We start from the raw sequence: 22,353 nt of genomic DNA on the forward strand, positions 1-22,353 counted from the left end.
AATGACGTTGGTCATTCCCTCTCTTTTTATAAGTCTTGCGGAATATATTAATGTGCTGCTGCTGTCGCTGGCACTCCCTTGCGGTTTCTCATCCAAAAGTACAGAACACCAAACGCGATGATCAATACAACTGGGAACATCACCATTGTACTCAATGTGGCTTGCCCCGCTGCCAGCTCCATTTCATCACCGGTTAGTCCTGCTGCGATTTTCTCAGCTTTGGCGTCATCAAGCCATTTACCGATTACAGGCTGCCAGATCGCAGTTGAGAACATTCCTACGCCACCTACGATTGACATACCCAATGCACCGCTAAGAGGTACATTCTGAGCTACGAAACCAATCATCGTTGGCCAGAATAAACCAACTCCCATTGCGAAGATAACAGCTGCTGCGTAAGCCGTAGGGCCAGTCACTGTGCTGAAAAGGTAGATACCTATCGCCGCGAGTATGGACGATCCCCAAAGTATACCAGTCGCTCCGATCGTAGCAACGATCGGGTGTGCAAAGAATCTGATCAAAGCCATTAATCCGGTTACAAGTGCCAGGATCAACATGGGGCTTGCTCCGCTTTTGCTCATGATCAAGCCAGTCCATTGCTGAGGGCCAAATTCGCTGATCGCAGTAAACGCCATGCACACGAAGATAAATATGAACAATGGAGTTGCCATTGCTTTCAGGTTTTCACCGATTGAAGTAACGCCATCCACGTGTGGTTTCGGAAAAGCTTGTCCCCAGAACAGGTAAGCGTAGATCAAAGTTGGAATGATAATTACCCAGATTTGCGCCTGCCATCCCAGATTTGCATCCGTCATGAATTTAGAAACAAGACTGCCTACCACAATTCCGCCAGGGAACCACATGTGGAAACGGTTCAGCATTTTGTTCATTTGCAAACCCGTATAAGCATCTGCGATCATTGGGTTACAAGCCGCTTCTGTACATCCGTTACCTACACCGATCAGGAATGTAGAGATCAAAAGCCCGGTATATCCGCCTGAATAGATCGTCATTATAATACCAATCGCGTGGCAAACGAATGCTACCTGCATGATCGTTTTTGGCCCAACTGAGTGATAAACAAGCCCTCCGACGATCATCGCCAGGGGAAACCCGAAGAACCACATGGAGTTGATAAAACCCAGCTGCTCAGCTGTAAGATTGAATTCTGTACCCAATTGCGGAAGAATCCCCGCGCGAATACTAAATGAGAATGCGGTGGTTATTAGCGCAAAACAACTGGCATTGAAGAGTCTTCCGCTGTTAACTGTTTGAGTCATGAGACTAAAAGGGTTTAATTATTTGAATTGGATGAATTAAGAACTTATTGGGGGTATCGCTTTTATTTAAGAATTTCACAGAAAAAACAAATTAAGCGCAATTCTACTGCATTTCACAACTCTCAGGCAGTGTTTTTTACGCGTTAAATTTATATTTGTAAGAAGTAAGAGTCCTCTATACTACTCTTTATGTTTGTAAAATCTTTTTAAAACCTTAAACCAACTCGAATGTCACGAAAGATCAGAATGGGTATGGTAGGCGGATCCCTTGATGCATTTATAGGTGGGGTCCATCGCCGTGCAGCGATCATGGATGGAGAAATTGAACTTGTTTGCGGTGCGTTTAGCTCTGATCCCGCCAAGTCAAAAGAAACGGGAAAAGCATTGTATCTCCCTGAAAACCGGGTTTACAATGACTTTGAAGAGATGATTTTAAAAGAGAAACAATTACCTGAGGGAGACAGAATGGACTTCGTGGCGATCGTTACACCTAACCACGTTCACCACGCCCCTACCAAGCTTGCCCTTGAAAACGGATTTCACGTAGTTTGCGATAAACCTATTTGCTTAAATACCGAGGAGGCCGAAGAAATTGCCGCCTTAGTAGAGAAAACAGGGCTTATTTTTTGTCTGACCCATAATTATACCGGCTATCCAATGGTGAAAGAAGCGAAGAGTATGATCGCTTCCGGTGCTCTTGGGGAAATCCGAAAAGTCATCGTAGAATATCCACAGGGCTGGCTTGCTACGCTCGTTGAAGTGACGGGCAACAAACAGGCTGCCTGGCGTACAGACCCCAAACGCTCCGGCGCTGCCGGTGGTTTGGGCGACATTGGAACGCACGCCGAAAATCTTGCGGAATATATTACCGGCCTCAAAATTACCCAGGTATGTGCTGACCTGACGATTTTTGTGGAAGGCCGTCTGCTGGATGACGACGCCAATATTTTGCTTCGTTTTAACAATGGTGCAAAGGGTATCCTGCAAAACAGCCAGATCGCAAATGGAGAAGAAAACGACCTGAATATCAGGGTCTACGGTGAAACGGGTGGTTTGCAATGGAAGCAATTAGACCCTAACACATTGATACACAAAACGAACCATGGTGTGCGTATTATCCGCACCGGTGTAGGTAATCTGTCAAAGGCCGCACAGATCAATACCCGCATTCCTGCCGGTCATCCCGAGGGCTATTTCGAGGCTTTCGCAAACCTGTACCGGAACTTCGCCATTCATCTGAGAGCGCATTGGGAAGGACGTGATGCTGACCCTGTATACGATTTCCCGACCGCAAAAGAGGGCGTGAGAGCGATGAAATTTATCGACGCTGTGATCGCCTCCAATAATTCGGACACCAAGTGGACCGATCTCTGATTTTATCTCTACAATTAAATTCAATGCTTAAACCGCCCCGGCGGATGTTTTTCACCTTTCATTCAATACCCGTTTATGAACAAAATTAAAGTTGGCGTTGTCGGTACAGGTTTCATTGGACCCGCACACATTGAAGCTCTGAGACGTCTTCCTAATGTAGAAGTGGCTGCACTTTGTGAAGTAACCGCTGAACTGGCCAAAGCAAAAGCTGATAGCCTGGGAATTGCCCGTTCCTATACCTTTGATGAGCTTTTGAAACAAGACGATATTCAGGCTATTCACATTTGTACACCCAACTTCCTTCACTACTCGCAGTCAAAAGCTGCTTTGCTGGCTGGAAAGCATGTTATTTGTGAAAAGCCTCTTGCCAAAGACCTGGTGGAAGCAGAAGAGCTAGTTGAACTGGCTGCTAAAACCGGATTGGTGAATGCAGTACACTTTAACCTTCGTTACTATCCTTTGGCACGCCAGATGAAATCGATGCGTGAAAAAGGCGAATTGGGAGAGATCTATTCTTTCATTGGTTCTTACCTGCAAGACTGGCTTTTTTACCAAACCGATTACAACTGGCGTCTTGAGCCAGACAAATCAGGTGATTCCCGCGCGATCGCGGACATTGGTTCTCACTTAATGGATATCCTGGAATACATTACCGGCCTTAAAACTGTGGCGGTAATGGCTGATTTCAATACGGTTCACAAAACCCGTAAAAAGCCCCTTAAAGCGGTTGAAACCTATTCAGGCAAAATGCTGCAACCTGAGGATTACGCGGATGTTCCCATTACAACAGAAGACCATGCGAACGTATTGCTTCGTTTCGATAATGGAAACAAAGGTGTAATTACGGTATCACAGGTTTCTGCAGGACGTAAAAACCGTATGTCCCTGGAAATTTCAGGTTCAAAGAAAACATTTAGCTGGTGCTCCGAATCACCGAATGAAATGTGGATCGGTAACCGCGACAAGGCCAACGAAATCCTGATGCGCGATCCTTCACTTGTGAACGAGGATGTACGTTCTACGATCACATTCCCAGGTGGACATAATGAAGGTTTCCCTGATACTTCGAAACAAATGTTCAAAGAAGTTTACGCTGCGATTGAACAAGGCAAACAACCCGAAAATCCAACATTCCCAACATTCGCCGACGGCTATCGCGAATTGCTCATTTGTGAAAAAATACTAGAAAGTAACAAGGCCCAGGCTTGGGTAACTATTTAATCAATTTTGAATGAGTGAATGAGTGAATGACCGGGCGGCCGGGCAGTGAATTTTTGATGATTTTCTTTAAATAACACACTATATATGAATGATTTTAATGCTAAGGAAGTGTTTGTCAGCGCACTTCGTGATAGGACTAAGACTTTTGTTTTGCGTAGCATTCGCCTGTTTAAGTCCCTTCCCTCCAGTGAAGAGGCGCGAGTTATTGGTAAGCAGTTTTTGAGGTCTTCATCTTCTGTTGGTGCCAATTATCGAGCTGCATGTAGAGCGAGAAGTCAGAGGGAGTTTTTCGCAAAACTTAGTATTACAATCGAAGAAGCGGACGAGTCATTATTCTGGATGGAAATCATTTCGGAAGCTGAACTTCTTCCTATTGAAAAATTACAAAACCTAATGAATGAAGCAACAGAAATAATAAAAATTCTCTCAAAAGCCCGCAAAACCGCCAGCTAACAACCTTACATTCAGTCATTCACTCATTCACTCATTCACTCATTCACTCATTCAGTCATTCAACATTAAAAATATGAAAACTATTAAAGGACCGGGGATATTTCTTGCACAATTTCTTGGAGACGAAGCTCCGTTCAATTCATTGGACACCATTGCAGATTACATGGCTGGACTAGGCTACAAAGGTTTGCAGCTTCCTACCTGGGATCCTCGCGTGATCGACGTGAAGCAAGCAGCTGAATCTCAGACTTATGCTGATGAGCTTAAAGGTAAATTGGCTGACAAAGGACTGGAAATCACTGAACTTGCGTCTCACATTATCGGGCAGCTGGTGGCTTCTCACCCTGTTTACGACGAAATGTATGACGGTTTCGCAGTACCTGAGGTTAGAAAAAACCCAAAGGCACGTGCGGAATGGGCGACACAACATTTGAAATATGTAGCCAAAGCAAGCGCTAATCTTGGACTGAAAGCGAGCGCGACTTTTTCAGGAGCATTGGCTTGGCCATTCCTTTATCCGTGGCCTCAGCGCCCGGCAGGACTGGTTGAAACTGCATTTAAAGAACTGGCTACAAGGTGGAAACCAATTCTGGATGTTTATGACGAAAACGGTGTTGACGTAGCTTACGAACTTCACCCGGGTGAAGATGTTTTCGACGGAAGTACGTTTGAAATGTTCGTAGACTATCTGGGCGGACATACCCGCGCCAATATTAATTACGATCCAAGCCATTTTGTATTGCAGCAGCTGGATTATCTGCAATTCATTGACCTGTACCATGACCGTATCAAAGCATTCCACGTAAAAGATGCCGAGTTTAATCCTACCGGAAAACAAGGTGTGTACAGTGGCTTTGCGGGCTGGGCCGACAGAGCGGGCCGTTTCCGTTCATTAGGTGACGGTCAGGTTGATTTTGGCAGCATTTTCTCAAAATTATCTCAGTACAATTACGATAGCTGGGCGGTTTTGGAATGGGAATGCTGCATCAAATCACCTGTACAAGGAGCTGCGGAAGGTGCGCCATTCATCGAAGGTCACATCATCGAAGTGACTACAAAAGCATTTGACGATTTTGCCGGAACAGGTGCCGATGAGGCATTTAACCGAAAAGTTCTGGGATTATAATTGTCACAATAACAAGTATATTAGAAACCTATCGTACTTATGAACGATAGGTTTTTTTCCATTTAGCTAACCAATTTTAATTTGAAGAATGAGTAATCTCCTTTGTCCTAATTCCCTTAAAAAACTCAGAACATTAAGCATGTTGCTGGTGGCCTGCGCGTGTTTTCAGGCATTTGCGCAAGTCATTACACCTGAAAAACGTGTGCTGGTGTTCTCCAAAACCGCCGGATTTCGTCATAGTTCTATCCCGGCAGGGAGAGCTGCACTGATCAAACTAGGCCAGGAAAAGAGCTTCGCAGTCGATACTACTGAAAACTCTGCCGTTTTTACAGAAAAAAACCTGCAAAAATACAGCGCGGTCATTTTCCTGAATACCACAGGGAATGTCCTTAATGATAAACAACAAGATGCATTTGAGCGTTACATCCAGGCTGGTGGGGGCTATGTGGGAATCCACGCTGCGACGGACACCGAATATGATTGGCCATGGTATAACAAACTGTCAGGCGCGTATTTTGCAAGCCACCCGGGCAATCCTAATGTACAGGAAGGGGAAGCATATGTAGTGAACGATAACCATCCGTCGATGAAGGATTTTCCTAAAAAATGGACGATCAAGGATGAGTTTTATGATTTCAAAAGTTTCAATCCCAAAGTAACGGTTCTTGTCAAAATTGACGAAAAGACCTATAAAGATGGCAAAATGCGTGATAACCACCCGATGTCATGGTACCACGAATACGATGGCGGAAAAGCATTCTACACCAATTTCGGCCATGAGGACGCTACATTCGTTAATCCTGTGTTTGTCAAACATTTGACAGGTGGTCTGGAATATGTAATGGCTTCCAAACTGGATTATTCCAAAGCACGTCCGGAAGAAAACCGCTTCACTAAAAAAGTACTCGCTACCAAACTTGACGAGCCTACTGAACTGGTCGTTCTGGACGATCAGCGCGTTTTGTTTACAGAGCGTAAAGGAAAGCTGAAATTATATAACCCAAAGACCGGTAAGATCAAACTGGTGGGTGAAGTACCGGTTTATACCAAGCAGGAATATGGTTTGATGGGGCTGAACGTTGATCCTAATTTTAAAACCAACAAGCTGATCTACATGTACTATTCGCCACCATCCACGGAGGCTGATACTGCACAACATTTGTCACGTTTCAAATACGACGACGTGAAGGATACGCTTATGCTGGGTACGGAGGAGGTTTTATTGACCGTACCGGTTAAAAGAACAGATTGCTGCCACACAGGCGGTTCTATTGCCTGGGACAGTAAAGGGAATTTGTATTTGTCAACCGGCGATGACGTAAACCCCTTCCAATCAAATGGATACGGCCCTATCGATGAACGTCCGGGTAGAGAAGGCTGGGATGGCCAACATTCCTCTTCAAACACTAACTCACTGAGAGGAAAAGTATTGCGTATTAAACCTCGCTATGGAGACCGTCGTGCCAATATGCCTGGTGGGACCAATTTGTACGACATTCCGGAAGGAAATTTGTTCCCTCCAGGTACCGATAAAACCCGCGCTGAAATTTATGTGATGGGTACCAGAAATCCTTATCGTATCTCAGTGGATCAGCATAATGGCTATCTATATTGGGGCGATGTTGGCCCTGATGCTTCGGAAGACAACCCTAAAAGAGGCCCGAGGGGATACGATGAAGTGAATCAGGCCAGAAAGGCAGGGTACTTTGGTTATCCATTGTTCATCGCCGACAACAAGCCTTACATTGATTTTAACTTCGCAGACAGTACATCGGGGAAACCCTTTGACGCTGCAAAACCGATCAACAATTCGCCGCATAATACCGGCTTGCAAGAATTGCCTCCAGCCCAGCCTGCATATATCTATTATCCGTACGCCGATTCGCCTGATTTCGGCGCGGTCGTAGGCAAAGGCGGACGTAATGCAATGGCAGGCCCTGTTTACTATGCGGCTGATTTTAAGGACGGTAAAGACAAATTCCCTCAGTATTATAATGGCAAATTCTTCGCCTATGACTGGATTCGTGATTACATCAATATTGTAACCATGAATGAGCAGGGAGACCTGATGAACATTGAGCGTTTCTTGCCAAACACTAAGTTCAGTCACCCGATCGATATGCAATTCGCCAACGACGGATCATTGTACACATTGGAATACGGCCCGAATTGGTTCGCACAAAACGACGAAGCGAGCTTGTCGCATATCACCTACAATGCAGGTAATCGCGTTCCCGTAGCAACCGCGTCTGCAACCAACACAACAGGCGCATTGCCGTTAAAAGTCAATTTTTCATCAAAAGGCTCAATGGATTACGATGGCGACGCGATCAAATATGAATGGTCGTTTGGCAAAGGATTGCCTAAAAACACGCTGCCTAACCCAAGCTATACTTATGCCAAAGCAGGCGAGTATACTGCGGTTTTGAAAGTAACAGACAATGCGGGCAACTCCAATACTTCGGAAGTAATCGTCAGGGTTGGTAATGCGATACCAAAGGTTGATGTTGCGATCAAAGGCAATAAAACCTTCTACTGGAACGATAAGCCTGTCAATTATGAAGTAGCAGTAAGCGACAAGGAGGATGGTAGTTTGGCCAATAAAAAAATCCCGGAAGACGAGGTAACATTGACTATCAATTACCTGGAAGGTTTCGATAAAACGCAGCTTGCGCAAGGCCATCAGGCTAATACAGGATTTGAAACAGGCAAGCGTCTGATCGAACTAAGCGACTGTAAAGCTTGTCATTCCAATGACAAAAAGTCAATCGGGCCGGCGTATAGAGAAGTGGCTAAAAAATACGCCAGCGAAAGAAATTCCCTCAAAACATTGACAGATAAAGTTTTAAAAGGCGGTGGTGGAGTTTGGGGCGAACAGGTTATGCCGGGACACCCGCAGCACAAGCCAGAAGAAGTGGAAGATATGGTGAAGTACATTCTTTCGCTTGCAAACGAAAAGGCTGTTGATAAAAAACCGTTGAAAAGCAGTTATGTAACCCAGGCGAAGCAAAAAGACGGTTCTTACATTTTCACGGCCAGCTATACTGACAAGGGCAATGGTAAAATGGGACCTTTGACAGGTTCGAAAACGGTGGCTTTGCGACCAGCTAAAATCAATGCAAACACTTATGATGATGGAAAAGACGTAGCGAAGTTCAAGTTACCAAGCGGCCCTGAAATCGTACTAGGTTCCAAAAACGGCAGCTACATTACTTTTGACGACATTGACCTGACAGGCATTGGCAACATTGAAGTAGCAGCAGGATTCAGAGAAGGCACAACTGCCGGAGGAATTCTCGAAGCCCGTCTTGACTCGCCGACCGGGCCAAAAGTAGGGGAAGTGAAAGTATCATCGGCTGGAACTGTCAGCATTACTGTCAAGGCAGTCGATAGCAATCTGCACAAATTGATTTTTGTATTCAAGAATCCGGAGTCAGGAGGTAAGCCGTTGTTCTCTGTTGAGACGATACAGTTTAATGGTGCGGCAATGTAAAGCGGATTTAGTATAAAATAAAAAAGGGGGCCTCTTGCGAAGTCCCCTTTTTTATTTTTAAGTTATTCTAGAAAAAGCTTTTACTCTGTCACAACCATTTTCTTTGCGCCATTGCTTTTGCCATCTGTAACAAGGTCATAGATGAATACGCCGCTGCGAAAAGTTTTAGCTGAAAGTTTCAATGCAGATTGTCCCCGATCAGTTACCGGGTATGAACCCACTTTTACGCCGTCGGTCGAATAAATGTTAATCACTGCATCTTTTACGGATTGCGGAATAAAAAAGTTAATCGAAGTGCTTTGTGAAAAACCATTAGGTGCATTTTGATCGAGCACGACACCATTTTCGTTCGGTTCATTACCAAGTTTGGCCGCAGGGTTTCCAACTGGCTTTAATGGTCCCGAGGCAATAATGCGTTCCAATTGTTCAAGACGTTTCGACAGTTCAGCAACTTGTCCGCTTATTTCCTGAATTTTAGCTTCTTTTTGTTCGATGATTTCCTGCTGCTCCTTTACGGAGTTGATAATCATGTAGGTGATCGCATTTGCATCGTAGTCAAGATAGTCTGTTTTATTCCCCAGAGAATCAACATAAGTAAAATTGCCAACCGTGTAAGGCGCGATCTTCTGCATTTCCTGCGCAATAATGCCTACAAATTTCTTCTTTGTTGGCATGCCTGCCTGCCCGTTGTAGCTAAACCATACCGGCTTGATTTGTTTCAATGCCTCGAGGCCGTCCTTGTAATCGGAGACATCTTGTTTCAGACGCTGGTCTGAAGCTATAATCCAGGTCGAGGAACCCACCTTGGCAACATCGGAAGAACCTACATGAAGCTTATAAAGGGGTGCCGTGGTGGCAATACCCACATTACTATATGTACTTCCAAGGACGACACTAAAGTCTCTTGTTACGAGTGATCCCACACCTAAAGCCGTCGAGTTTTTAATGCTTGCTGTTCCCGATGCCAGGTAGCCTAGAAACGTATTACCGTGGCCATCAACATTATTATAACCAGCCCTATATCCAAGAAAAACATTTAGTACCCCACTCACGTTTGCTTCACCGGCTCGATTGCCAACGAATGAATTATACTCGCCACTTATATTGGCATATCCACTTTTATGGCCGAAAAAAACATTGTCGCTGCCTTTCTTATTTTCGTGTCCGGCCATAACTCCGACAAAGGAGTTTCTTAACCCTTCATTATTACCGAAGCCGGATCGAGCGCCAATAAAGGTGTTAAAACTTCCAACATCATTTGACTTACCAGAATAGGCTCCCAAGAACGTATTTTCGGTACCTGTTTTAAGGGAGTATGCAGATTTACTTCCCAACGCAGTATTTTGGCTACCGCCGATATTGCTCATACCGGATGCTGCGCCAATAAAGGTATTTTCAATGCCGGTAGTTTGCATCCCTGCAAAACCTCCTACATATGTACCTTCCTGGCCTTGCTTCCCAGCCCCGTCTCCAAGCGATGTTGTCTGAGCACTAAGATTATTGCACACGCCGGCCACTATCATCATAGCACCCGCCAACCTGTAAATTCGTTTCATTACTTTATAGTTTAAATGGATGATTGAAGCGCAATTCGCGCATTCAAATTTTTCATTTAAACCACATTAAAAGAAAAATAACGATTTAAGGGCAGCGGTAATTAACGATCGGTCAAGCTTTTGAGATAGTTATAGCCCATCGGTCATTTCCATAGTAAGTAATTTTTGCGCCACGCGTTTAGTAGTTGAAAGCGGAATAACTAGTAATAAAATATTACGACGCGCAGTATTTTGAGTCGCAAACAACTACTTCGCAAATCCTTCAATACCCAACCCAAATAATGCAAAGTCATATTTCACCGGATCATTTGGATCGACTTGTCTAAGAGAAGCTGTTAGTTCGATTGCTGTTTGCCAGTCAGTGACGGGTCGTTTGATCAGGCCCAGGAGGCGGGCGACGCGGTCTACGTGTACGTCGCATGGACATACGAGTTGGGAGGGTTTAATGGTGTTCCAGATACCGAAATCGACACCGTTGTTGTCGGTCCTGACCATCCAGCGTAGAAACATGTTCAGGCGCTTGCACGATGACTTCCGCACAGGAGTAGCAATGTGCTTTCGGGTTCTGGTCGGAAAGTGTTCTGAATTTGAAAACAGGTCATGAAAGCCGATCAATGCATTTTCAATAGTAATGTCGCCAGGTTTTAAATGGCTGCTGAAAGCAAATTCGAGCGACTCGTGCTGACGATAGTATTGTTGAAAAAAATGAATGAAGTATAGGGTATCTGTCGAATTGAAAGTGCGGTGCTTGAAATTCAGAAATTGCTTCAAATCACTGTCCTGATGATTCATGACAAAATCATAAGGTGCATTATCCATCAAAGCCGACAATTCGAGGCATTTATTAATAATGGTCTTTCGCTGTCCCCAGGCTAGTACTGCTGCCCAGAAACCCATTATTTCAATGTCCTGCTTTTTTGAAAATCGGTGGGGAATGCTGATCGGGTCGAAAGCAATAAAATCCGGGCGGTTGTACTGCGCGGATTTTTCTTCCAGTAACTCAAAGATGTAGGATGAAATCGTAGGAACAGAGATCTCAGTGCTTGGCATGGCTCCCTCCGAACAGGTAAGCCAGTACTCTTGATATACCTGAGAAAAACATGACAATCCCTGAAAAGACGAATGTAAATATGGCGATGAAGGGGTAGAGCAATGTGAACATGATGCTCCACACTTTGTACCCGGGCGTATTTTTCAATGCTGCCCGCTCCTCTTCTCTTTTGGACCTAAACTCTGGTGAATGCTTCATAGTGTTAAATTTCGGGGCGCTACTCTAAATAACTCACTACCGCCCTGAATCGTTTGCTGTTGGGTGATACTTTTTCAAAAGCACGGGATGATAGCTTGATCACAATGTCATCATTAATGCTCGTGTCGGGTATCCTTCCAATAATCCTGACAATGATTTTTTCCTGATTGTATTCGTTCAAGACTTCCACCAAGGCACCGATAGGAGCTGTGCGGTGAAGACCTAGAAACTTGCTCGTACTTTCATCTGTTTCAATGACTTCCGCCAGACCTGATTCAGATTTCTTCTTGCCTTTCACCACTTTTGGCGGAGCAACTTCTTCCACCGGCTTCACTACTTTTTCAGGTACTACGGTTTTGGCCTTTACAGAATCCTTAACTACCGTCGTATTAACTTTGGGAGCAGGAGGGGTCATTGCGGCAGTTGCTTTTTCAGCACCTTTTTCGCTTACGATCAGTTCCTGACCATCTTTTAGATTATCGTCTGTCAGATTATTCCATTTCCGAAGATCGGCCATTAACACGCCATACTTTACCGCAACGCGGTATAAAGTCTGCCCTGGTTCGACTTTGTGTATTCCGTTAGGTGCTATTGAAACCGCCGATCCCGCTGTGGGCGATGATGTGATGGGTGTAGGGACCTGTGTACGAGGCGTATCCACTACTGGTTTCACGTCCTTCACCTCAGCTTTTTGCGCCTCTTTTTTCTCTTCTTTTTTATCCTCTTTCCGGGATTCTTTTTTCGAAACCTTGGGAGTGTAGGGGACACGTATCGTCTGTCCGGACTGGATCTGATCACTCATTCCTGGATTAGCTTCCCGCAGGGCCTGAATCGTGGTTCCATACTGGCGCACCACTGCAAACATTGTCTGTCCCTGATTTACCCTGTGCAGAACAAATATTTTGCCCCCCACTTTTTCGACTCCTACCGAGTCTGCAACATTCGTTCCCTTAGCCCGGGCACTCACCATTCCTGTCAACAAACCTGCCAAAATGGTCAGGCAAAAAATATATTTCATTTATTATGAAAGCGTTAAACTCGAAAACTCATTATTGTTTTTTAGAAATACCAGCGTTGACGATTTCAGCATCATCGTTGAACTGCCCATCCCATCGCGCTTTTCCGTCAGTTTTTCATGCAGCACAAGCTCTTTCCGGTCTGTCAAAATAAGGAGATATTGAACAATTTTATCTTGCTCGTAAATATAATAAGAAAAGATTATATAGGGTCTTTTCTCCAAATAATCAATGCTTAGCGGAATATGCCCGCCGGTTATATCCGTAATGAATGACGATAGCTTGGGATAGTATACATTCCCTTCCTTGTAACGAATAGGCTCGGTTAAAATTATTTCCCCCGACTGTGGTACCGACACTTCTTGCATGGGCATTATTTCCCCGGAAGCTGCCTCACATTGCATGTATTGAAACTGCCCGGCCAATTTTCTGGCAACTTCCAAATGATTTTTGTCCAGCGACTTCACTAGTATGTGATTGGGCAATGCCCACAGAAGTTGGCCTTCACTCCCATCCACAGCAAGCAGATCCGTGGGTTCCGGGATTTCCGGGTATCGGTAATTGTGGAGAAAAATACGCCCGTAAGAAAACGCAGTAAGCGAAGTCCACCAATCCACACCTTCCGGCACACCGTGCCACATCAGTTCTTCCCGGGCCAGATCGACTACTGCAAGTGAAACTACCTTTTCCGAAACGTCGCGTAACTCAATGACCCACTGATTACTATCGGGATCTGCATCGGGGATTACGCGCCAGATATTTTGCGAAAAGGTATATGAAAAAAGTTTTTGCAATATTTTAGCTTTATTTTGAAACAAAATTGAGAACAAGATCTTACAAACAACGACCTCGTGCAAATATTAGGAATAATTCCCGCCCGTTACGCTTCTACCCGTTTTCCAGCCAAAGCATTGGTTGACATTGGTGGCAAAAGTATGATCCAGCGGGTTTATGAACAATCTTCCAAAGCTACGCAACTGGCTCAGGTTATTGTGGCAACAGACGACGAAAGAATCCTGGAACATGTACTGAATTTTGGAGGAAAAGCGGTTATGACATCGCAGGACCACCATAGCGGTACCGACCGGTGCTTTGAAGCGCTGACCAAAACGGAAGGCGAATACCAATATGTGATCAACATTCAAGGGGACGAGCCATTCATTAGCCCGGAGCCTATCGACCGGTTGGCGCAAGTACTTGATGGCAGCACCGAGCTCGCTACATTGGTGAAAGTGATTGATAGTGAAGATATTTTATTCAATGTTAATGTCCCGAAAGCGGTTTTGAATAAAAGAAATGAAGTAATGTATTTTAGCCGCCAGACAATTCCATACCTCAGAAATGTGGAAACAGATGGTTGGCTTTCCTTTCATACTTTTTACAAGCACATCGGCATTTACGCTTACCGCACCGACGTTCTGGCTGAAATCACTAAACTGCCAGTTTCTTCGCTGGAAAAGGCCGAAGCACTTGAACAATTACGCTGGCTGGAAAACGGATATTCAATTAAAGCTGTTATTACTTCTGACGACTCTCACGGAGTGGATACCCCGGATGATCTGGATCGGGTTACAAAGAAATTTCTGCAATAGACCATTCAATTGGTATGGATTTTTAAGGACCAACGACGAACGTATATTACCGTTTTCAATTTCTTAAAAAACGTTAAAAGCGGTATTTTTATACGACTGGTTACGATTGCCTCGTTACGCTAACATTGTTTTATAATTTAATTACCATTGAAAAACCAACCATATGCAATATAACATCCTTTGGGCCGATGATGAAATAGATCTTCTTAAACCACATATTATGTTTCTTACCAACAAGGGTTACAACGTGACGCCAGTCAACAGCGGAGCCGATGCCCTTGACCGTATTGAAAATGACCGTTTCGATATCGTTTTCCTGGATGAAATGATGCCAGGTATGACGGGATTGGAAACTCTGGCCCAGATCAAGCAGCAGCAGCCTAATCTTCCTGTTGTAATGATCACTAAAAGTGAAGAGGAACACATTATGGAAGACGCCATTGGTTCTAAAATCGATGATTACCTCATCAAGCCACTGAATCCCAACCAGATACTACTTTCTGTTAAAAAGATCCTTGATAACAAAAGGCTCGTTACCGAGAAAACCACACTGAGCTACCAGCAGGAATTCCGCAACCTGGCCATGCAATACCAGGACAGAATTGGCCATGAAGAATGGGCTGATATTTATAAAAAACTTATCTATTGGGAACTGGAACTGGAAAACTCCGAAGATCAGGGCATGGCCGAAGTTTTCAGCATGCAGAAAAGCGAAGCGAATGCAAATTTTTGCAAGTTTATTGAAGATGAGTACGAAGATTGGTTGAACGATCCACGATCGGATAAGCCTATCATGTCACATCAGCTAATGAAACAGAAGGTTTTTCCACATCTGAAAGGATCCGACGAACCATTGTTTTTTCTGCTGATCGATAATTTTCGTTATGACCAGTGGAAAATGATCCAGCCGATTCTTCAGGAGTATTTCAACATTGAGGAAGAATCGTCTTATTACTCCATATTACCGACGACTACGGGTTACGCCAGAAACGCTATTTTCTCCGGGCTCATGCCTAGCGAAATGGAACGCAAGCATCCGCAATGGTGGGTTAGCGACGAAAATACACCGGAGGGCGAAGAAGGGCTGAACAACCACGAGCATGATTTCCTTCAAAAGCAGCTTGAAATGAACCATTTCAACATTAAATCGTCGTATCACAAAATCCTGAATACCAATCAGGGTAAGTCGCTGATCGATAATTTCAATAATATGCTGAACAATCAGCTGAATGTGGTGGTGTATAATTTTGTGGATATGCTGTCCCACGCACGTACCGATGTTCAGATGATCAAGGAGCTAGCGCCGGATGAAGCCGCCTACCGCTCGATTACCAAATCATGGTTTCAACATTCGCCCCTGCTCGACTTTATCAAGAAAGTGGCAGAAAAGAAATGCAGGCTGATCCTGACTACCGACCATGGTATGATCCGCGTTCAGAAACCGGTGAAAATCATTGGTTACCGAGAAACGAATACAAACCTGCGTTACAAGCACGGAAAAAACCTGGGATTTGACGACAACCACCTGATGGTATGCCGCAAACCGGAGCGCATATTTTTACCGAAACCTCACGTTTCCACGTCTTATGTGTTCACGAAAGAGGATTATTTCTTTGCTTACCCCAACAATTACAACCAGTATGTGAACCTGTATCGCGATACATTCCAGCATGGCGGGGTATCATTGGAGGAAATGATCATTCCTATTATTGATTTGAAAGCAAAATAAAATTAGACAAGGCACAAAAAAATAGCTCAGATAACTCTGAGCTATTTTTTTGTAACGGTATTTTCAACCTTCGATCACGTTCCCGTTTTCGCATTTAAGTACACGAGCCGGAAATCTTTTAAGAAAATCGTGGTTATGTGTCGCCATTAATATGGCAGTTCCAGCATTATTAATCGTCCTGAAAACCTGCATAATCTGGTCCCCTACTTCCGGGTCCAGGTTACCGGTTGGTTCGTCGGCCAGCAATATTCTAGGCTCATTCAGCATTGCACGGGCAATTACTACCCTTTGCTGCTCTCCTCCCGAAAGTTGATGCGGCATTCTTTTCTGAGCAGTACCCAATCCCACCTGCATCAAAACCTCCGCAATGCGTTTAGAGATTTTCGCCTGCTGTTCCCAGCCGGTCGCTCTTAATACAAAAGCAAGGTTATCCTCAACGGAGCGGTCAGAAAGCAACTGAAAGTCCTGAAAAACAATACCGATACGGCGTCTCAGGTATGGGACATCAGCCCTTTTGATATTATGCAGTTCGTAACCGGCAACTTTGGCAGATCCCGTGTGAAGCCACAAATCAGCATAAAGCGTTTTCAACAGGGAGCTTTTACCACTACCAGTCCGTCCGATCATGTAGACGAACTCGCCGTTTTTTATCTCAAAATGTACATCGTTTAAAACAGGCCGTTCACCCTGATATATATCCGCCCGTTCCAGTACGACTATTGGCTCTGTTGACTCTGTCATAGTAATCTAAAAAGTGCTTTTAAAGCGAGCAAGTTTACGCTATTTTGTCACACTGAGCGCACCGGGCCGCCGGGCGGTCGAAGTGCACATGCACTTCGACCGCGCTCAGTGTGTCAAATATTATGAATTCCCTTTTTTGTAATCAGCAAGGAATTTTTCGAGACCAAGGTCAGTAAGCGGGTGCTTCAGTAACTGCTCCATTGCGCTCAAAGGACCTGTCATCACATCAGCACCAACTTCTGCGCACTGGATAATGTGCATCGGGTGACGAACTGAGGCAGCCAGTACCTGTGTATCAAAACCGTAATTTCTGTAAATCGTAAGGATCTGCTCGATCAAAGCGATACCGTCTGTTGAAATATCATCCAGACGACCAATGAATGGAGAAACGTACGTTGCACCAGCCTTAGCAGCCAAAAGTGCTTGCCCTGCAGAGAAAATCAATGTACAGTTGGTACGTACACCTTTGCTTGAGAAATATTTCAAAGCTTTCACGCCTTCCTTGATCATTGGGATCTTCACTACTATTTTATCGTCGATCTCGATCAACTCTTCTCCTTCACGGATCATTCCAGCCAAATCGATAGAAATTACCTCCGCACTTACATCTCCGTCAACGATATCGCAAATAGCTTTATAATGACGCATGATGTTATCCTTGCCGGTAATTCCTTCCTTAGCCATTAATGACGGGTTAGTAGTAACACCATCTAATATACCAAGTTCGTGTGCCTCCTGAATTTCTTTCAGGTTGGCAGTGTCAATAAAAAATTTCATAACAGGAATTGATTGGTTAGAATATTCCACAAAAGTAGAAAACCCTGGATAAAAGCAAAAAGAAAGAAGAAATTAGAACTGGAAGGGCACAAAAAAAGGCAAACCGAGAATCTCACCGCATCGACCACCTACCCTTGCTTCCGTCAGGACCTGGGGGATTCGGAAGGAGCTGGTAGTTCCGATTTGCCAGGTGCAAAGATAAAGACATTTTATTAACAAAAAGAAAACATTCATTTCGTGTTTCACCTTACTTTTGTGCGAATCAACTAGAAATGAATCAGTATGCCCCGTTTATTTTTTTTTATTTTTCTGTTTTTCCTCTACTCTTGTTCCCAATCTTCTGACGCTTTCCTGAAAAAAGGGAAAGAATTGATGCAGCAGGGAAAAACCCGTGAAGCCATCGAATTCATCAACAAGGCCATTGAAAAAAATACTGCAAATGCGGAAGCATTCAATTTGCGTGGGGTAGCTTACTATGAATTAAAAGAATTCCCCAATGCATTGCTCGACTTTGGTCAGGCCATTAAACTGCAGCCTTCCTCCTACCGCCCCTATTTCAACCGCGCCCTGCTCTACACGGATGAAAATCGTCTCGATTCTGCTTTTGCCGATTACAACAAGTCAGCCACACTTGCACCGGACACCGCCGACGTATTCCTGAACCGCGGTCAGCTGCTGGTACTCATGGAAAAAATTCCGGAGGCGATCACTGACTTTGAAAAAGCTACTAAACTGGACGAAAACAACAAACAAGCCTGGTACAACCTCGGCAACACGTATTACCGGAGTGAGGATTACAAGAAAGCAACGCTCGCATTTCGTCAAACTGTCAAACTGGATGGTCAATATGGTAAGGCATTTTATGGGCTGGGGCTTTCTCAATGGAATGACGGAGAAAAAGATTTAGGCTGCACGAGCTTGAAACAAGCTGTAAATCTGGGCTATCAGGATGCTGCCAATGCGTTGGCGCAATTCTGTAACTAGCATTTGAACAAAAACCAGGGCCGATATCGTTAATAATCATCAGGAAAAGGCTTTTGATATCCTGAAAGACATCCATTCAAACCCCACTAATCATGAGACTCGTTAAAATATTTTTTGGAATCATTTTTGTCATATTCGCGTATCTGCAACTCAATGACCCTGATTCGGGGACGTGGATCGCAATTTATAGCTTTGCCGCGCTGGCCTGCTTCATGAGTATCAGGGAGTTATGGCCTAGCTGGGTATTTTATGTTTTGGCAGCCGGCTACATTATCGGTGGTATTCTGCAATGGCCGCCACAATTTGAAGGTATTTTCTTCGGCGAAACAGCGATGAGAAGCTTAAATATTGAACTTGCCAGAGAATCGCTCGGGCTGGGGATTTGTGCAGTCGTAATGCTGGTACTTGGTAAATGGGGCTGAAATCAGCCTTTTACCCACTGGATTTCTTTCAATGCAAATTCTAAAACGTGCGCCTCCGTGGAAAGTTTGATACAAATTTTTCCCTGTGGCGTCACGTTGGTCACATAACCTGTCACGATCTCATCCTGATACAGGAACCTGACCTCATCCTGATAGCCGTAAAGGTGCTTCAGATAATCCATCCGGATGGACTGCCATTGCGACAAACTCCTCAATTTATTATAAAACGAATCCAGGTATTTCAACAACCGGTGAAATTCCTCGGTTAACAGATACTTAACATCCGTTTCTTTGGCCAAAGACGTAGCATAGCCACCTCCAAATACCAACTGGTTGATATTCAATCCAATACCTATTATCGAAGTTGTGATTTTTGCGCCCTGAATAGCGTTTTCGATCAGTACCCCGCTGATTTTCTTCCCGTTGGCATGAATATCATTCGGCCATTTGATTTTCACATCCTTCACATATTCGTGAGCATAGGCACGCAAAGCCAGCGCGGTCATCTGACTGATCAGAAATTGTTCGGAAATTGGAATAAAATCGGGCGTCAGAATAACAGAAAAAGTGAGATTTTCTCCTGCATTTGCGGTCCATATCGTACCTCTCTGCCCCCTTCCTTGTATTTGATTATCAGTTATGACAACCGTCCCCTCCGCAAACAAACCAGCATGTACTATTTCAGCCGCAATGTCGTTGGTAGAATGACAAGTTGGCAGGTATATAACTTTTTTACCAATTATTAAGGTATCTTGTGTCGAGTTGTACAATTTTTTTGTTTTACTTTAGGGTTTAGAAAAGGAATTAATCTACGCATGAAAGAACGCAAAAATAAAGAACTATCCTCAAAAGATCTCTCGGAGCTGGTAGCAAAAGGAATGACAGAAAAGAAAGGCCTGGACATAACAATTCTTGACCTCAGAAAAGTTAAAAATTCAATAACTGATTTTTTTGTAATTTGTTCGGGTAACTCCGACACCCAGATAGATGCTTTGGCCAATTCGGTTGAAGACGAAGTTTACAAAATGTCCAAAACTGAACCCTGGCAGAAAGAAGGAAAGGCGAATGGAGAATGGATTTTGATTGACTACGTGGACGTGGTTGTCCACATATTCAACAAAGACCGTCGCAAGCATTACGATCTGGAAGAACTTTGGGGAGATGCAGAGGTGACATACCTGGAAGATTCTATGGTATAAAGGACCGGAAGGGTAACATTTGCCCTCCCGGAAATGTTGTTTAATATATTTCCTCTTAATTAATACACAGAATGTCCGAAAACGATAACAAAAGAGGGCCTCTCAGTCCTAAAAGTCCTCAAAAAGGATATCAAGGCTGGATTATAGCCGCTCTGATCGCCACTATACTGGGAATTACTTACCTTAACAGAACATCAACAATACGCGAAACCACTCAGAAGCGTTTCGAAAAAATGATGGCAGATAAGGAAGTGGACAGGGTTACCATTGTAAATGATAAATCGGTGGAAGTTACCCTGAAACCAGAGGCGCTAAAACTTGATAAATACAAAGTTGTTGCAAAAGAAAATAACTACTTCGGAGGTGAGTCTGCATCACATTATCAATTCCAGGTAACATCAGCTGAAACATTCAAGAAGGATTTTGACAAAATGCAGGAAGGTGTTCCTGACGACGACAAAGTGCCTTTTGTAGTGGATACACGTAATGACTGGACCAGTTTCCTTGGAACCTGGGGTTTCTTCATTGTAATGATCCTGGTGATGTACTTCATCCTTGGCAGAATGTCAGGAGGAGTTGGGCCCGGTGGCCAGATCTTCAACATTGGCCGCTCACGGGCTACATTGTTTGATGCTGAGAACAAGGTTAAGATCACTTTTAACGATGTGGCTGGCCTTGATGAAGCCAAAGAAGAAATTAAAGAAATCGTTGAATACCTTCAAAGCCCGGACAAATTCAAGAAGCTGGGTGCGAAAATTCCAAAAGGTGCACTCCTGGTAGGCCCTCCGGGAACAGGTAAAACATTGTTGGCAAAAGCAGTGGCGGGCGAAGCTGGCGTACCATTCTTCTCACTTTCAGGTTCCGATTTCGTGGAAATGTTCGTGGGTGTAGGTGCCGCACGTGTTCGTGACCTTTTCAAGCAAGCCAAAGAAAAAGCGCCTTGTATCATCTTTATTGATGAGATCGATGCCGTTGGTCGCTCCCGTGGCCGCGGCGCAATGCCAGGTTCGAATGACGAACGTGAAAACACATTGAACTCCCTGTTGGTTGAAATGGACGGTTTTGCCACCGATTCAGGCATTATCATCGTAGCTGCAACCAACCGTCCCGACGTACTGGATCCGGCATTGCTTCGTCCAGGCCGTTTTGACCGCCAGATATCCGTTGACAAGCCAGACGTTATTGGTCGTGAAGCTATTTTCAAAGTGCATTTGAAACCATTGAAACTGGCAACAGACGTTAACATTCAAAAACTTTCTTCCCAGACACCGGGTTTTGCGGGTGCAGAGATCGCCAACGTATGTAACGAAGCTGCCCTGATCGCCGCACGCCGTAACCGCGACGAGGTGACCATGCAGGATTTTCAGGATGCAATGGACCGTGTGATCGGTGGTCTTGAAAAGAAAAACAAACTGATCTCTCCAGAAGAGAAAGAGATCGTTGCTTACCATGAAGCTGGTCACGCAGTAGCAGGCTGGTTCCTGGAACACGCTGATCCCTTGGTGAAAGTATCGATTGTTCCCCGTGGTGTAGCTGCACTTGGTTATGCCCAATATCTGCCAAGAGAACAGTATTTGTATCGTACAGAGCAGCTGTTTGACGAAATGTGTATGACACTGGGTGGTCGTGCAGCTGAGGATGTAGTGTTTGGAAAAATTTCGACCGGTGCATTGAGTGACCTTGAAAGAGTAACGAAAGTGGCTTACAGCATGGTGACAATGTATGGTATGAATGAGCGAATCGGAAACATATCTTACTATGACTCCAAACAAAGCGATTACGCATTTACAAAACCATACTCCGAATCAACTTCACAGGCGATTGACGAAGAAGTAAGAAAACTGATTGATCAGGCTTACCAGTTCGTTAAAAACCTTTTAATGGAAAAAAGAGACAAACTCGAAGTACTGGCCAAAGAATTGCTGGAAAAAGAGATTCTTTTCCAAAGTGATCTTGAAAAACTGATCGGTAAGCGTCCTTACGAAAAGGAAACAAGCTATCAGGCATATATTAACCGTCGTTCCAACGAGGAAGCAGCTATCCACGAGGAAGTTGTGAAACAAACTCTGGAAAAAGAGGGTAAAGAAGGAAAAGAAGAAGAAATGGCAGTCGCTGGCAAAGACGTTACCAACGACTAGCCT

20 protein-coding genes are annotated in these 22,353 nt (G+C 44.3%); 11 read left to right on the forward strand and 9 right to left on the reverse strand.

Going from position 1 to position 22,353, the window contains the following annotated elements:
• Window positions 1–47: 47 nt before the first annotated feature.
• Window positions 48–1,280, reverse strand: a complete 1,233-nt coding sequence (locus ON006_RS18290; RefSeq protein ID WP_244820815.1) for an MFS transporter — start codon at window positions 1,278–1,280, stop codon at window positions 48–50.
• Between the two features lie 246 nt (window positions 1,281–1,526).
• Between ON006_RS18290 and ON006_RS18295 the strand changes: the two genes are divergently transcribed.
• The 5 genes from ON006_RS18295 to ON006_RS18315 all read left to right on the forward strand — a co-directional run bounded on the left by ON006_RS18295 (window position 1,527) and on the right by ON006_RS18315 (window position 8,947).
• A complete protein-coding gene (locus ON006_RS18295) occupies window positions 1,527–2,654 on the forward strand; it encodes a Gfo/Idh/MocA family protein (protein ID WP_244821179.1) in 1,128 nt (375 codons plus the stop codon).
• Between the two features lie 75 nt (window positions 2,655–2,729).
• A complete protein-coding gene (locus tag ON006_RS18300) occupies window positions 2,730–3,875 on the forward strand; it encodes a Gfo/Idh/MocA family protein (RefSeq protein WP_244820816.1) in 1,146 nt (381 codons plus the stop codon).
• Window positions 3,876–3,959: 84 nt separating this feature from the next.
• Window positions 3,960–4,328, forward strand: a complete 369-nt coding sequence (locus ON006_RS18305; RefSeq protein ID WP_244820817.1) for a four helix bundle protein — start codon at window positions 3,960–3,962, stop codon at window positions 4,326–4,328.
• 73 nt (window positions 4,329–4,401) lie between these two features.
• Window positions 4,402–5,454 carry a sugar phosphate isomerase/epimerase family protein gene (locus ON006_RS18310; RefSeq protein ID WP_244820818.1) on the forward strand — a complete coding sequence of 351 codons (1,053 nt, stop codon included), beginning with the start codon at window positions 4,402–4,404 and terminating at the stop codon, window positions 5,452–5,454.
• A 139-nt stretch (window positions 5,455–5,593) separates the two neighbouring features.
• The gene (locus tag ON006_RS18315) at window positions 5,594–8,947 is read left to right on the forward strand and encodes a ThuA domain-containing protein (RefSeq protein WP_244821180.1); all 3,354 of its coding nucleotides are present in this window, start codon (window positions 5,594–5,596) and stop codon (window positions 8,945–8,947) included.
• Window positions 8,948–9,027: 80 nt separating this feature from the next.
• On the opposite strand, the gene ON006_RS18320 is transcribed toward ON006_RS18315, so the two are convergent.
• The 5 genes from ON006_RS18320 to ON006_RS18340 form a co-directional block, all read right to left on the reverse strand.
• The gene (locus ON006_RS18320) at window positions 9,028–10,503 is read right to left on the reverse strand and encodes a tail fiber domain-containing protein (RefSeq protein ID WP_244820819.1); all 1,476 of its coding nucleotides are present in this window, start codon (window positions 10,501–10,503) and stop codon (window positions 9,028–9,030) included.
• 246 nt (window positions 10,504–10,749) lie between these two features.
• Entirely contained in the window at window positions 10,750–11,553 is an 804-nt protein-coding gene (locus ON006_RS18325) for a TIGR02757 family protein (RefSeq protein ID WP_244820820.1), read from the reverse strand.
• Window positions 11,540–11,752 (reverse strand): hypothetical protein, encoded by a 213-nt coding sequence (locus ON006_RS18330; RefSeq protein ID WP_244820821.1) that lies wholly within the window; start codon window positions 11,750–11,752, stop codon window positions 11,540–11,542. The genes ON006_RS18325 and ON006_RS18330 overlap by 14 nt, the downstream gene beginning before the upstream one ends.
• A 19-nt stretch (window positions 11,753–11,771) precedes the next feature.
• Window positions 11,772–12,770: a septal ring lytic transglycosylase RlpA family protein gene (locus ON006_RS18335; protein ID WP_244820822.1), complete on the reverse strand. Its 999-nt coding sequence runs from the start codon at window positions 12,768–12,770 to the stop codon at window positions 11,772–11,774.
• A 3-nt stretch (window positions 12,771–12,773) separates the two neighbouring features.
• A complete protein-coding gene (locus ON006_RS18340; RefSeq protein ID WP_244820823.1) occupies window positions 12,774–13,562 on the reverse strand; it encodes a DUF4905 domain-containing protein in 789 nt (262 codons plus the stop codon).
• Between the two features lie 57 nt (window positions 13,563–13,619).
• Here ON006_RS18340 and kdsB point away from each other — a divergent pair, with 57 nt between their 5' ends.
• Window positions 13,620–14,360 (forward strand): 3-deoxy-manno-octulosonate cytidylyltransferase, encoded by a 741-nt coding sequence (gene kdsB / locus ON006_RS18345; RefSeq protein WP_244820824.1) that lies wholly within the window; start codon window positions 13,620–13,622, stop codon window positions 14,358–14,360.
• Window positions 14,361–14,523: 163 nt separating this feature from the next.
• The gene (gene porX, locus ON006_RS18350; protein WP_244820825.1) at window positions 14,524–16,089 is read left to right on the forward strand and encodes a T9SS response regulator signal transducer PorX; all 1,566 of its coding nucleotides are present in this window, start codon (window positions 14,524–14,526) and stop codon (window positions 16,087–16,089) included.
• 63 nt (window positions 16,090–16,152) lie between these two features.
• Here porX and ON006_RS18355 read toward each other — a convergent pair whose 3' ends face one another.
• Together ON006_RS18355 and fsa are read right to left on the reverse strand one after the other, a co-directional pair.
• Window positions 16,153–16,830 carry a cell division ATP-binding protein FtsE gene (locus tag ON006_RS18355; RefSeq protein WP_244820826.1) on the reverse strand — a complete coding sequence of 226 codons (678 nt, stop codon included), beginning with the start codon at window positions 16,828–16,830 and terminating at the stop codon, window positions 16,153–16,155.
• Between the two features lie 120 nt (window positions 16,831–16,950).
• A complete protein-coding gene (gene fsa, locus ON006_RS18360) occupies window positions 16,951–17,607 on the reverse strand; it encodes a fructose-6-phosphate aldolase (protein WP_244820827.1) in 657 nt (218 codons plus the stop codon).
• Window positions 17,608–17,889: 282 nt separating this feature from the next.
• Between fsa and ON006_RS18365 the strand changes: the two genes are divergently transcribed.
• Together ON006_RS18365 and ON006_RS18370 are read left to right on the forward strand one after the other, a co-directional pair.
• Complete coding sequence (locus ON006_RS18365; protein WP_244820828.1) at window positions 17,890–18,591, forward strand: tetratricopeptide repeat protein; 702 nt, start codon at window positions 17,890–17,892, stop codon at window positions 18,589–18,591.
• A 92-nt stretch (window positions 18,592–18,683) separates the two neighbouring features.
• On the forward strand, window positions 18,684–19,013 hold the full coding sequence (locus ON006_RS18370; RefSeq protein WP_244820829.1) for a transmembrane 220 family protein: 330 nt from the start codon (window positions 18,684–18,686) through the stop codon (window positions 19,011–19,013).
• A 2-nt stretch (window positions 19,014–19,015) separates the two neighbouring features.
• Here ON006_RS18370 and ON006_RS18375 read toward each other — a convergent pair whose 3' ends face one another.
• On the reverse strand, window positions 19,016–19,783 hold the full coding sequence (locus ON006_RS18375; protein WP_244820830.1) for a biotin--[acetyl-CoA-carboxylase] ligase: 768 nt from the start codon (window positions 19,781–19,783) through the stop codon (window positions 19,016–19,018).
• A 45-nt stretch (window positions 19,784–19,828) separates the two neighbouring features.
• Between ON006_RS18375 and rsfS the strand changes: the two genes are divergently transcribed.
• Complete coding sequence (gene rsfS / locus ON006_RS18380; protein ID WP_244820831.1) at window positions 19,829–20,212, forward strand: ribosome silencing factor; 384 nt, start codon at window positions 19,829–19,831, stop codon at window positions 20,210–20,212.
• A 71-nt stretch (window positions 20,213–20,283) separates the two neighbouring features.
• Entirely contained in the window at window positions 20,284–22,350 is a 2,067-nt protein-coding gene (gene ftsH / locus ON006_RS18385) for an ATP-dependent zinc metalloprotease FtsH (protein ID WP_244820832.1), read from the forward strand.
• Window positions 22,351–22,353 lie beyond the last annotated feature (3 nt).

Origin of the sequence: Dyadobacter pollutisoli (assembly GCF_026625565.1) — a bacterium.
GTDB lineage: Bacteria > Bacteroidota > Bacteroidia > Cytophagales > Spirosomataceae > Dyadobacter > Dyadobacter pollutisoli.